The 3758-nt window shown below is 45.7% G+C and carries 3 protein-coding genes; all 3 read left to right on the plus strand.

What is annotated here, in order from left to right:
• Positions 1–1344 (plus strand): RHS repeat domain-containing protein (locus HMPREF0670_RS16025; protein ID WP_232213953.1); only part of this gene is annotated, 1344 nt, incomplete at its 5' end.
• Complete coding sequence (locus tag HMPREF0670_RS14935) at positions 1334–1915, plus strand: hypothetical protein (protein WP_044078488.1); 582 nt, start codon at positions 1334–1336, stop codon at positions 1913–1915. The genes HMPREF0670_RS16025 and HMPREF0670_RS14935, both read left to right, overlap by 11 nt.
• A gap of 1 nt (position 1916) precedes the next feature.
• Positions 1917–3758: toxin TcdB middle/N-terminal domain-containing protein (locus HMPREF0670_RS14940; RefSeq protein WP_009231970.1), on the plus strand; the 1842-nt coding region annotated here is incomplete at its 3' end.

Consider the following 3758-nt stretch of genomic DNA (forward strand, 5'->3'; position numbering starts at 1 on the left):
ATCGGCGACAAACGAATTGCCTCCAAATTAGGGACAGGCAAGTTCAGCAATGTCTACGGTGTCAGCAGCAACAACGTTACGGCAGGCCAGAAAGACTATGCTGCCCGCATGCTGCAGATAGAGAAACAACGCGAGGAGTATTACAAATCGCTGGGCACACCGCCGGGTGTTCCCACGATGAAGGGTGCAACGGCCGATCCCGACAACACCGGTTATGGCTACAACTCCATCATTGGGGATTTGGGCGACCATTCCGTGCCCGAGGGTTGGGTGCAACATCCGAAAAGGAATACCACGCCGGGTACACCTCCGGGCCCACCCATCCAATGGGGAGCGCCTGAAGACCCTGACAATGCCCAGCCGGGTTATGGCTATGTCCCAACGGACACAACCAACACCGAGGAAATCTTCTTCTATCACTCCGACCATCTCGGTAGTACATCTTATATTACTGACGCCAAGGCAAACATCACTCAGTTCGATGCTTACCTGCCGTATGGCGAGTTGCTCGTGGATGAACATAGTAGTAGCGAGGATATGCCGTATAAGTTTAATGGTAAGGAACTTGACCAAGAGACGGGACTTTACTATTATGGGGCACGGTATATGAATCCCGTGACATCACTGTGGTATGGAGTAGATATGCTAAAAGAAAAATATCCAAATATTAGTGGATATAGCTACACACGAGGAAATCCCATTCGCTTTATAGATCCAGATGGTAAAATTGTAAAACCAGGAAGCCAAGAAGCTTTAACCGTTATTAGAAATACACTAACGACAGAAGATATGAATTTTGTACAATTAGATAGGAATGGATATATAGATAGAAAACTGATCAATTCACATAAAAGTGAAAGCAAGAATTTTAATAATCTAACAACATTGGTTAATTCTGATATTCTCATAGAGGTTAGTTTAGTTGATGGAAATGTATCTTATAGAGATAATGAAGGTAGACTCCAAACAGAGCAAATAACATATACAGAACCAGATCCTGACTTTGCGGATCCTAAAGCCGAATATACGTCAGGGTTAAGTACAGGAGAAGGAGGTAAATTCGGCTTAACACTACTTCCAGGGAAGGGTGAAAGTGGGGTTAATTCGCCAGATGATAATATTAGGGTCTATATACAAAGTCGATTGTCTCCTGAAGGCAAAGCTGAAACATATAGTCATGAGGGAAATGGTCATGCTCTTCTTTATGTAGAAACTAAAGATCGTAGAATTTCTGGTCATCAAGTCCAGGGAGGCAAAGAAGGAAATATAAGATTAAGGAATAAAATATTAGAATCAAGACAGGAAACTATTCGAAATATGAAATCAAGAGAAAATGAAAAATAAACAATCAATGAGATATATTCTCTTAATAATAATATCGTTCATAAGTCAAAGAATGTTTCCTCAGATAAAAAATGTTGGAATAGAACGAACAATGGAATATACAAATTATTTCATTGACAATAAGCCTGTATATCTTATTAATTATAAACTTAGGAATGTTGCAGATGAGGATTATTGGATCTGGTTTGATAATACGAATATAGAAAATAGAACTTCCAAGGAACTTATACGTAAACATTTCTTTTCCAGAGATGGGGATTTTATATTATGTCAGATTGCACTTGATTTTAACATAGAATCTTACTCTCCAGATTTGTTGAGCAACTTTACAAAAGAAATTAAGCCAAAAAGTCAATTCATGATATCCTTTTACGCTAAGGATGTAGCAGATACAACGATTGTAAGAGACTATATGAAAGAGCACCTTGTCATTATAGAAAAACAGAAGATTTTAAGATATATCAAGAATGCTGATTCGTTTAATTCTAAGATTTTTTTTTCTCTTGATAATATGCTCATTCTATATGAACAATTATACTCTTTAGTTAAAAGTAGCATTAAGGATAAGTGAGATGCTTGATTATAATGGCAACAGAGCGTTTGGCACGCAACCCATCGATACAGCCGTTCTAAAAATCGATAAAGAAAAATACGAAGACATCGTAGGAGGCGGCGATCCGGATCCGGAACATATCTCCGAGGTGATGACACCCCTGAACGAGGAACGATTCTTCGTTATGGGCTATAATCCCCAACGGGATGCCTACATCAGCGTTACTGACAGCACTTATATCGGTGGGTTGTGGCAGTGCAGTTCGCGTATGGGCCAACAAGAGATCGATGTAGACAGCGTGTCTTACGCTGCCGGCGGAACTTCACTTCCTGCTCCCGTACTGCAGACCAAAGCCACCGACAATACGGTGGCAGCATCGGGTGGGCTTTCTATGAAGTTCCTTTCGATTGGTGCTTCCGGTAGTAAGAGCTGGCAAGATTCCTATACCAACGTGGCCTGCATGGACCTCAACGGCGATGGATATCCCGACTGGATAAAAGAGCATAAGGACAAGGTTAATGCACAACTCACTTCCCAGACAGGAGCACTCAGTGCAGAAGTCATCCACCCTGACATTTCCAGACCCAAGTACAAAACCTCCGCCGGAACGGCCGGTATGAATATCGGTGTTCCCCTCACGGAGAAGAACGATTCAAAGAATGCGGCTGCCAAAGCCCCCAGTCCTAAGGAGCAATGGAACTTTAAGACAGCCAACCTTATCGAAGCCGCAAAAGGTAATGAGGCATCGGCCACTTCGGTTAGTGCCAGCGGCAACTATACCCGAGGAACTACCGACACGGAACGCGATTGGACCGACCTCAATGGCGACGGACTGCCCGATATGCTCGACGGAGGTAGTGTACGTTATAATCTGGGTTATACTTTCACCGACACCCGGCAGAGCGATTGCGGCGGCATCGGTACCTCCAAATCCACCACATGGGGTGCAGGAGGCGGTGTGAGCATTCCTGTTGCCGGAAAGGTGAATATCAGCTTTGGTGTTAACGGAACGCGCACCACTTCCGAGTCGACCAGTTCGATGCTCGATGTCAATGGCGATGGACTGCCCGACATCGTTACCGAAGATGACGACAACCTCTTTGTAGCTTACAATACTGGAAATGGCTTCCCGCCCAAGGTTAATTTCTTGCAGAACGCCAACCTAACCCAGAATATCGCAAACTCCGTTTCTACCTTTGGTAACGTAGCGGTAACGATCCCTGTATTCATTTTCAGACTTATTCCTCGCGGCATCTTGGCCACAGCACTGGGCGTAAGCCGCACTACTACGGCCCTCATCGACATCGACGGCGACGGTTATCCCGATTATGTCCGTGAGAATGGCCCCAATGAACTAAAGGTACGCCGCAATCTCACCGGTCGCACCAACCTGCTCAAAGGCGTCACCTTGCCTTTTGGCGGACACATCGCCCTGATCTACGAGAAGACCCGTCCCAACTTTGCTATGCCCGGCTCGCGCTATGTACTGGCATCCGTGGAGACCACGGGCGGCTATGCCGAGAACGGAGCCACCAAGATGCGCAACGAATTCGAATATGAAGGTGGCTACCGCGACCGCAGGGAACGCGACTTCTACGGTTTTGAGAAGGTCATCACCAAGCAGATAGATACGCAGAACGGCAATGCCGTGTACCGCAAGCAGGTGGCAGAATACGGACACAACCGCAACCTGTACATGCACGACCTCGTTACTGCCGAAACGCTCTACGATGCAGCAGGCAACAAACTGCAAGGCACGCAGAACACCTACGAACTAAAACAACAGGCAGACACGACGGTGTTCTTCCCCGCACTCGCCTCCGTAAGGCAGACCATTTACGACAACGCAGGACAAGGCAGT

Origin of the sequence: Prevotella sp. oral taxon 317 str. F0108 (assembly GCF_000162415.1) — a bacterium.
GTDB lineage: Bacteria > Bacteroidota > Bacteroidia > Bacteroidales > Bacteroidaceae > Prevotella > Prevotella conceptionensis.